This is a genomic window from Desulfovibrio sp. SGI.230 (assembly GCF_050313065.1).
GTDB lineage: Bacteria > Desulfobacterota > Desulfovibrionia > Desulfovibrionales > Desulfovibrionaceae > Desulfovibrio.
Window position 1 is genome coordinate 49813 of the sequence record NZ_JBNPKS010000017.1, and the last position, 9360, is coordinate 59172.

General features: G+C 61.2%; 5 protein-coding genes. 3 read left to right on the forward strand and 2 right to left on the reverse strand.

Going from position 1 to position 9360, the window contains the following annotated elements:
- Positions 1-229 precede the first annotated feature (229 nt).
- The 3 genes from ACQRAG_RS11030 (at position 230) to ACQRAG_RS11040 (ending at position 4224) form a co-directional block, all read left to right on the forward strand.
- Positions 230-1246: an ADP-ribosylglycohydrolase family protein gene (locus ACQRAG_RS11030; protein ID WP_303956253.1), complete on the forward strand. Its 1017-nt coding sequence runs from the start codon at positions 230-232 to the stop codon at positions 1244-1246.
- 125 nt (positions 1247-1371) lie between these two features.
- Entirely contained in the window at positions 1372-2427 is a 1056-nt protein-coding gene (locus ACQRAG_RS11035) for an alcohol dehydrogenase (protein WP_303930468.1), read from the forward strand.
- Positions 2428-2769: 342 nt separating this feature from the next.
- Positions 2770-4224, forward strand: a complete 1455-nt coding sequence (locus ACQRAG_RS11040; RefSeq protein ID WP_168934578.1) for a sodium:solute symporter family protein — start codon at positions 2770-2772, stop codon at positions 4222-4224.
- Between the two features lie 376 nt (positions 4225-4600).
- Here the strand turns inward: ACQRAG_RS11040 and ACQRAG_RS11045 are convergent, their stop codons facing one another.
- A complete protein-coding gene (locus tag ACQRAG_RS11045; RefSeq protein ID WP_427804120.1) occupies positions 4601-5737 on the reverse strand; it encodes a hypothetical protein in 1137 nt (378 codons plus the stop codon).
- A 61-nt stretch (positions 5738-5798) separates the two neighbouring features.
- Positions 5799-9293, reverse strand: a complete 3495-nt coding sequence (locus ACQRAG_RS11050) for a VWA domain-containing protein (RefSeq protein ID WP_427804121.1) — start codon at positions 9291-9293, stop codon at positions 5799-5801.
- Positions 9294-9360 lie beyond the last annotated feature (67 nt).

A 9360-nucleotide genomic window follows, 5' to 3' on the forward strand; every position in this document is an offset into this window, starting at 1 on the left:
ACAGCGCCCGCCTCCGGGCTGTGCCCGCAGCCACACGAGCGCGTACGATCTGCTTTTCAGAAAAAATATGTGGGACGGGATGATGACAAAATCTCTTGCACAGCTGCAGTCAGCATGCTCCATTCCGCAAAATGGAACGGAGGTCTGGTATCTCCATTCGAAATGGAGAAGGACAGGCTCTCCCGCAGGCCTTTCCCCACCATCTGTGAGCTGAAAAAAAAGAGGTTCCATGCCCAGCCATACCGATCCCCTGTTCGACCGTGCCGCCGGTTGTCTCATGGGCCAGATCGCCGGGGATTCCCTGGGCGGTCTGGTGGAGTTCTGTTCCCCGGCCACCATCCGCGAACGCTATCCCGATGGACCCCGTCTGCTGGAAGACGGCGGTACCTGGAACATCCTGGCCGGGCAACCCACGGACGACTCGGAAATGGCCCTTATGCTGGCCCGTCTGCTGGCCGAAGCCGTGGAATATGATGCCGAAGAAGCCCGCCGCCGTTATCTTTTCTGGCTGGAGAGCGGCCCCTTCGACATGGGCCGGACCATCGCCCTGGGCCTGCGCGGGCATCCCGACCCGGACAGCCAAGCCAACGGCGCTCTCATGCGTGTGAGCCCGCTGGGCATCTTCGGCGCCACCCGCCACTGGCACGACGTGGCCCGCTGGGCGCAACAGGATGCGGCCCTGACCCATGCCCACCCGGTCTGCCAGCAGGCCAATGCCCTGTATGCCTGCCTCATCGCGCAGGCCATCCGCAGCGGCGATTCTCCCCAGGACCTGTACGCCTGGCTGCTCAGGCTTGCCCGGCGGCAGCGGCTTGAGCCCTGTCTGTACGAGATCCTGGAGCTGGCGCCGCACGAAGCGCCTGCGGATTATGTACACAAAATGGGCTGGGTCCGCATCGCCCTGCACAATGCCCTGTGGCAGCTGCTGCACGCGCCCACGCTGGAGGAAGGCGTGGTGGATACCGTGCGGCGCGGCGGTGATACGGACACCAACGCCGCCATCTGCGGGGCCCTGCTGGGGGCCGTGTACGGTCTGGAAGCCATCCCGGCGCAATGGCGACAAGCCATCCTTGCCTGCCGCCCGCAGACCGGACGACCGGGCGTGCACCACCCCCGCCCTGACTGCTTCTGGCCCGTCGATGTGCCGGACCTTGTCCCCCGCCTGCTGGAAGACCGCCGCGATTTCCGCTGGGAACGCTTCTGCTCCACGGAAGACGACCTGCCCACGCTCATCCGCAAGTCTTGATGCCGCGGGACGGCCCGTCCCATGAAGCCCGGCCGGACAGGCCGGGCGGGAACGCTTTACACACTGCCCAAAGCCCGCCATAGTGGACGGATATGACGGCTGCATGTCCGCACAAGGAGGGGCTTATGGCTGAAACCATGCATGCACTGGTCTATCACGGTACCAACGACCTGCGGCTGGAGGAACGTCCCCTGCCGCAGATACAGGATCCGCGCGACGCCATCGTCAAAGTGGAACTTTCCAGCATCTGCGCCAGTGACCTGCATATCCGCAACGGCGCGGTACCGCGTGCCCTGCCCGGCACGGTGCTGGGGCACGAATTCGTGGGCGAAGTGGTGGCAACGGGCAGCGAGGTGCGCAAAGTGCGCCCCGGCCAGCGTGTGGCCGCCAATGTGGAAACGTTTTGCGGTACCTGCTGGTTCTGCCGCCAGGGCTACGTCAACAACTGCCGTCACGGCGGCTGGGAGCTGGGCTGCCGCATCGACGGCTGCCAGACCGAGTATGTGCGCGTGCCTTTTGCGGACAACGGCCTCGACCCCATCCCCGATTCCCTGTCCTATCAGGACGTGCTGCTGGTGGGCGACGTGCTGGCCAGCGGTTACTTTGGTGCGGAACTGGCCGCTATCCGCCCCGGCGACAGCGTGGCCGTGCTGGGGGCCGGACCTGTGGGCCTGTGCGCCATGCAGTGCGCACGCCTGTTCGGCCCCGCGCAGGTCATCGCCGTGGACATCCTGCCCAGCCGCCTGCAGCTGGCGCAGGAACGCGGTTATGCCGATTTGACCATCGACGCCGCCGCGGATGACGTGGAAGCGCGCATCCTCGACGCCACCGGCGGTCTGGGCGCCGATGCGGTCATCGAATGCGCGGGCGGGCACGATACCTTCCAGACCGCCTGGAAAGTGGCCCGCCCCAATGCCACCGTGGCTGTGGTGGCCATGTATGAAGAAGCGCAGAACCTGCCCCTGCACCTGATGTACGGCAAGAACCTGACCTTCCGTACCGGCGGTGTGGACGCCACCCACAGCGCGGAGCTGATCCGCCTTATCGAGCGCGGCCGCATCGACACCAACCCGCTCATCACCCACAGCCTGCCCCTGAACAAGATCCTGGAGGGCTACCGTATCTTCGAACAGCGACAGGACGACTGCATCAAGTGCGCCATCACGCCCTGGAAGCGCTGATCGCATCCGACTTCCGTACCCAAGGGCCCTGCGGGGCCCTTTTTTTTATGGACCCCGGCTGCTTAGCTCCCCTTTCCGCCTTCCGGTCCGGGGCCGGAGAGTATCGCCTTTCCGCCGAAAAACGGAAAATGGACTTGCCTCGGGACAGCACTTCTGTCTACACTGTCTATATTCGGGAGGCGGCTCCCTGCCGTTCCCGTCAGACCGTAACCGGAGTTGCGTATGGAACTGTTTTCCGTTCTGGGGCTGGCGGACGCTCCGGTGCTGCTGGCGGTGCTTTCACTGCTGGCCGCGCTGGTGCTTTCCCTCTTCAGCCTGATCCGTCAGGGAAGGGGGCGCTAGATGCTGGCCGATGTCCTCATCTGGGGCGGCTACATCGCCCTGTTCATCTGGCTGTCCCGCAAGGGCAGCGGGCATGATGTCATGGTCTCGGGCCGCGTGGGTTTCGGCATCCAGGCCTTTGCCTATGTGGCTACCTATATCTCCGCCGTGGCCCTGGTGGGCTTTGGCGGTCTGGCCTATGCCTACGGCATGCAGATGCTGCTGGTGGCCGCCGGTAACGTCTGGCTGGGGACCTGGATCGTCTATCGTTATCTGGCCTGGCCCACCCGCCTGTGCCAGCGCAACCTGCAGGCCCGCACCCCGGTGCAGCTGCTGGCCAACGGCCACCGCAGCCCCCTGCTGGGCCGCTGTCTGGCCCTGATCTTCGCCGTGTTCCTGGGCGTCTATGCCTCGGCCGTCATCAAGGGGGCGGCCCTGCTCCTGGCCCAGATCATGCCCGTGCCCGTCTGGCTGCTGGTCTGGATCGTGGCCCTGCTGGTGGCGGCGGCCATCTATATGGGCGGCCTGCGCGGCGTGCTCTATACCGAAGCCATGCAGGGCTTCGTCATGCTGGTGGGCATCTGCATGCTCACCGTGGCCGTGTTCGACAAGGTGGGCGGCCCGGTGGAAGGCATGGCCCGGCTGGCGGAACTGGCGCCCACCGCCACGGCCAATACCGGCTTCGTCTCGCTGGCCGACGGCGGACAGGGCTGGTTCATCATCTCGCTGGTCATCGTCACGTCCGTGGCGGTCTGGGCGCAGCCCCAGATGATCCAGCGCCATTTTGCCCTCAACTCCGCCCGGCAGGTCAACCGCATCACGCCGCTGGCCATGCTGGTGCTGACCGTGCTGGTGGGCGGTGCCTACTATGTGGCCAGCCTGGCCCGCCTGTTCATGCCCGAAGTGGCCTCGCCCGATGACGTCATGCCCGCCCTGGTCAAGATGCTGCTGCCCGACATCGGCCTGCAGCTCTTCGTGCTGGCCATCGTCTCGGCTTCCCTGTCCACGGCCACGGCCATCTTCCACATCGCCGTGGCGGCCATCGCCGAAGACCTGCCGGGCCGCAAGACCTCGCGCGGCATGTGGTTTGCGGGCATCGTCTTCTGTGTGCTGCTCAGCGGCGGCTGTGCCCAGATCAAGGGACAGATCATCGCCATGCTCTGCACCACCAGCTGGAGCATCGTGGGTTCCACGGTACTGGTGGCCTATGTGGCCTTGGTGCGCTTCGGCAAGCGCAGCAGCCTGGCCGCCTGGTGCAGCTGCGCCGCGGGCTTCGTGAGCTGCATGCTCTGGTACCTCATGACGCACCCGCAGTTCGCCATCCTGCCCATGCCCTGGCCTTCGCTGGCCGCGCTGCCGCCCTTCTTCGTGGGCTTTGCCTTCTCGCTGGCCGGCTGGGGACTCGGCTGGGCCCTGGATGGCGAGGGCCGCCGGAACTCCTCGTTCTGGCCCGCGGGCATGAAGCCCGGGATGTAGCTTTTTGAAACACGGGGGAGGGCCCACGGCGTCCGCTGAAGCGGGCCTTTGGCAAGAAGTCGCCGGAACGGATATGACGGGGGCGGGCAAGCCTCCTGCCGGACAGGCTCCACAAGAATCTTTTCCGGGATCGTCGCCCCAAAAGGCATGGAAGACGGACATCCCTCCTAAAAAAACGCCCATAAAAGGCAGGCCCTCCGCATGATGGCCTGCCTCTGAAAATGCAAAAAAGACCGGTGGCCCGTAGCACGGGCGCCGGTCTTTTTATATCTGTCACGATCCGTGATGATCGTCTCTGCGGTCGTCGTATCCCTTCCGGGAGAGCGGGCAAAAAAATGACTGTCTCTGCCGGCCGTCAGCCTTGCGCGTCGCCGCCTCAGGCCGTCGTACCGCCCTGCTTTTTTCGCAGCCACGCGGCCCGTGCCTGATGCAGCAAGGCCAGCTGCCCGGGGATGACATCCTGCCGCCGGAAATGCCGCTCCACGGTCCGGCGGGCGGCAAGGGACAACTCCGCCAGCTGGTGCGGTTGCGCCAGTATGCCCGCCAGTGTGGGGACCAGATCCGCCGCCCCGCACCAGAGGCCTCCCCCGCCCTCCTGCAACAGGGGCCAGTGCGGCGCATCGCCCGCCAGCACCGGCACCACGCCGCAGCTCATGGCTTCCAGCAGCACCGGCGCGGAAAGGCACGCTGCCGCCGGGGCCGTGATGACGGCCGCCGTGCGGAGCAGATCCCGATAGGCCTGCAGGGAGAGGCGCTCCGGGACCTCGATCCCGGTCGGCAGGGAAAGGCCAAGCTCCGCCAGCGATTCCCGCCCTGCCGCGCTTTCGCACAGCAGCACCAGACGGCAGCCCGGGCACTGCGCCAGCAGGACTTCCGCCAGGCGCAGCATCTGCCAGACATCCGCCGCGTCCCGGGCAGCGCACAGAATCCGGGTTCCGGCTTGCGGGCCGGATGCCCCGTTTGGAGTGAGGGGAGAAAAATAGTCCGTATCTACAGGATACGGCAAGCTCATGACGCCTCGCTGTTCCTGATCGCGGTTTTCCGCTTCTGCCGCCAGCCTGATGACCAGATCGCTCTGCTGCATCTGGCGGCATTGCAGCAAGTGGCGGACAAGCCCTTTACCGTCCCCGGCAAGCCCGTCGGACGGCAAGCTTTCCGCAAAGCAGGCCACAAAGGCATCAGGAAAGGCATCCCTGAGGAACAGCCCCTGCTCCAGTGCGGAAGAAAGTAGCATCATATCCGGCACAAAACCGCTTTGCCGCAGCAGACGGAAGGCCTGCAGGGCCTGTCGTCCCATCTCCACGGCCCTGTCCAGAGACGTGCCCGCCCCGTCCCCGACAAGACGCCGGGAGCGGGAGGGGGAAAGGACCACATGCCGCACCCCGGGCACACTGAAATCCCGTCTGCCCCGGCAGGAGGCAAAAAGGATCTCATGCCCCGGCTGCGCGGCAAAAGCCACCAGCAGCGGGCCCAGATCTCCCGGGAAGGTGTGGTTGACGAAAAGGATGCGCATGGAAGCCCTAAAGGATGTTGAAAGGCGGGACGGCCTTTGGGCCGCCCCGCCGTGTGTATGGTTAACCGTTACCGTGTTCCAGGGTGAAGACCTGTTGCTGTACGGCCTCACTGGCCGGGTCACTGGCGTCCACCGGTGTCAGATTGGTCTCCAGGGTCAGATCGTTGTCCGTGGACGTAAAGACGTGGGTACCGTCGGCGGAAGTGCTCTCAATCCACTTGCTCATATCCAGCGTCAATATTTCCTGTCCGTCGGGATTGGTATCCAGCTTGATACCGTACTTGTCGGCCAGATCCTGGATACTGGTCAGGCTCAGGGCGGCATCGCCCTTCAGCAGCACTTCGATGCTGTCCACGATGGGGCCGTTTCCTTCTCCAGTCCCTTGCAGCAGCGTCTTCAACGACAGCGTGCTGTCATCGGACACCATGAAGTCGATGCCGCTGCCGCCGCTGACCAGGTAGTCGGCCTTGTCGTAGACGATGATGTCGTTGCCGGAGCCGCCGAAGATGGCATCCTCACCTGCGCCGCCGTCCAGATAGTCGTCACCGCCCATACCGAGCAGAACATCGTTACCGACACCGCCGAAGAGCTGGTCATTGCCGTCGGCATCCGGGTTTTCCACGGAGTCGATGAAGGCATCCAGCGCTGCATCAGTGCCCAAGGCCTTGATGTCAGCTACCGTATCGGCAGCCAGGCTTTCGGGCTTGTCATCACCCATCAGCAGGTCACCCCCCGTGCCACCGTAGAGGGTATCGTGGCCGCTGCCGCCATAGATGGTGTCGTCACCTTCCTGACCGTAGATGATGTCGGAGGCACTGCTGCCGGTGATGATGTCATCGCCACCATCGCGACCGGTAAGACTGCCCAGATCAACATCCGTGGCCTCCGAGCCGTTCATGTTCAGCACGGTACCATCGGGCTTCACAAGGTAGGCAGTACCGTCCTCCGCCACGCGGGTCTCGTACCCCAATTCCCCGGCATGCTCCAGCATGTACTTGATAGTATCATCATGGGTCCAGCCGGCGTAGTCGCCCGAGAGCTTATCGCTATTCTTTTCCAGCCACTGGAAGAGTTCCGAACCGGAACCATAGCCAGGCAGGGCGGTAATCATACCTGCCGCTACCATCTGGGTAATCGCGTCATTCTGCTTCAGTTCATGGAGCAGCCGGTCCGTATTCATCACGTCGCCGTAGATGATGGCGGATGAGGTGGCGTGCTCTGCCCGAATGGTATCGTTACCAGCAGCGGTCAGTGTGCCTGGCTTGAAGCCGTTTTCAAAGGCAGCGGCTAAGCCTTCGCCATTGGTCACCTGTGTGGCATTGCCGCCTGTGGCAATAACGGGAACTTCCTGCATAGTATACAAGTTGTCCGTTACTTCATGCCATATTCCACCAGACTGGTATCCCAACCGGTAGTCCGGATTAAAGAAACTACCAACGTTCTTCCACTGAAGTTGCTGATAGGAGCCATCCGCAAGCTGCGTGTAATAGGTGTTCCAATACTGGGGGGTTCCTTCATAACCGGTATAGACTTCCTCTACAGGCTGCCATGGAGTATTTCCCCCTCTTCCATAATAGAGGTAACCGTCCGCTTCCTGATTTCCTGCAACACCAGAAACAAGAGTTCCGGTGTTGTCCAGCATGGCCAACGTCTTCATGGCAGTATCATTAAGGTCGGTGCCGAAGCCGATGGCATTCACCTGCATCCCAGAAGCAGAACCAAGCAAGTCCTGATAACCGAGCCATGCCCCCTTTATATCTTCCTCTGTCGCATAGCTACCGCCGCCAGAGCTGTTCGTACCATGATACGGCGGTACCCCATCAGAAAGGAAGTAGGTAATGTTGCCGTCAGCTTTCGATGTATCTCCCAGCTCATCGAACCAGTCTGCAGCCTTGCGGAAGCCAGCTTCATAGTTGGTACCGCCATTTGCGTTCAGTCCATTCAGAGTGTTGTGGAAGTCGGACTTAAAGCTATCGTAGCTGTTATAAGTAGTGCCATTAAACACATAACTTTCCGTATAGCCTCCATCGCCATCGGAAACTCGTCTGATGCTTACATCAATGGTCTTACCGTGCTTGGACTCAAAGGTTACCACAGCCAGATTCACCGTACCGATGAAATCGCCCTGATGGATGCTGGTGTCGATAAAGTTTTCAATACTCTTTACAGCAACCTCAAGGCGGGAGTCATTTCTGTCTGAACCGCTTCCGCCTACCTCTTCATCCATACTTCCAGACGTATCCAGAATGAAGCAGACATTGTAGTTGGCTGCGACCTGCTGACCTTCCGTCACGCCACCGCTGTCGCCTGCGGCCACGGTGCCGGCAATGCCCTCACCGCCGGTGATGGTGATGGTGTCGTCGCCATTGCCGATGGAGGTATCCGTAGCCGGTGTCTGGTCCACCACTTCCAGCGGCACGTTGACCGTAGTGCTGGCAACGTCGCCGTCGGCGTCTTCGGTCTTGAAGACCAGCTCGAACTGGTTGGAACCCGTCTCGGTCTCATTATCCACACGGAACTGGTCGTACTGTTCCATGGTCCAGTTGCCGTCCTTGCCCAGCGTGGCGGTGAAGAGCTGCTCACCGTCAACCGGCTTACCGTCTTCGCCAGACTCCTGCAGCGTACCGGTCAGGATGGATTCGCCGGAAGCGCCTTCACTGAGCTTCACATCTACCGTGCGCTCTTCACCATTGACCAGGACAGTGATGGTACCGGAGGTACCGTCTTCACTCAAAGAGTCCTCGTCTACCATGCTGCCAAGGTCGAACTTGACATTGGCCTCCTGATAATCATCGGCAAAGCTGTCTGCACCGGACTCTGCTGTCACCTTGCCTTCATTGACGATGATGGGATTATCGCGCTTGGTGATAAAGTCGATGCCCTGGATGGTGAAGTCACTGTTTTCTCCATTATCCACAGCCGAAATGACTACTCTGTCAAAGCCTTCCAGGATGACATCGCCGGTATTGAACGTAAACTCACCGCTGTTTGTCCCCTCTACCACGGTAGAATAGACCAGCTTTCCGTCCTTATAGAAGGAAATAAGCGCCTTTTCAGATACGTTATCGTACCCTGTTCCTGCGGCAGGATCGTCCGGATTCGACTTTCCAGCGAAGAATGCTCCGAAGTTAATGGTCATGCCGTAAGCATCACCATTAAGATCAATCACAACTGCTTCGCTTGTATTGCCAGAGGCCTGAATCTCGCCACTGTTCTCACCGCCATCAACCGTCAATCCCCAGTCAGATTCGGGAGCTTCGCGGTACCAAGATCCATTTTTATCCTTAATAGCAATGTCGTTGTCTATATCTTCCTGAGGAGGTCTGCCATTGTAATACTGCTTCGATCCTCCGTTGTAGTCGCTATAACTAAGCTTCATACCGCTAGGATCTTCTGCTATTATCTGCGGATTTCCCCAAGCATCAGTCTGTAAAGGATCATAGACGACCGTTGTGGCACTGATATTAACATTACCGTTCCACCAGGATGTTTTCACATCGTCGCCCGTCAATGCATTCCCGTTTTCATCCTTCGTGAAGGAGATGTTTTCATCCACTTTCTGAAGGTTGTCTCCGGAATCTCCGGGAAGCACCGTCGAGGACGGATCATCCGCACTGATGGTC